Origin of the sequence: Cupriavidus sp. SIMBA_020 (genome assembly GCF_046535395.1) — a bacterium.
Taxonomy (GTDB): domain Bacteria; phylum Pseudomonadota; class Gammaproteobacteria; order Burkholderiales; family Burkholderiaceae; genus Cupriavidus; species Cupriavidus campinensis.
Map to the genome: position 1 here is coordinate 1 of NZ_JAWRWU010001657.1, position 236 is coordinate 236.

General features: G+C 68.6%; 1 protein-coding gene. It reads left to right on the top strand.

Translation table 11 applies throughout. From position 1 onward, the window contains the following. On the top strand, positions 1-236 hold a 236-nt coding region (locus tag SB751_RS35230), incomplete at both ends, for an acetyl-CoA carboxylase biotin carboxyl carrier protein subunit (protein ID WP_410749643.1).

Genomic DNA, 236 nt, shown 5'->3' on the forward strand with positions numbered 1-236 from the left:
GCGGAAGGCGGCGCGAATGCGCAGTCGCAAACCGAACTCGACGACGATTGCCGCGCGATTGGCGCGGACGTATCGGGCAGCGTGTGGAAGCTGCTGGTCGCGCAAGGCGACGCCGTGGAGGAAGGCCAGGACGTGGCGATCCTCGAATCGATGAAGATGGAAGTGACGGTCGCCGCGCCCGCGAGCGGCGTGATCGAAGCGCTCGCCTGCCAGGAAGGCGACGCCGTGACGGCGGG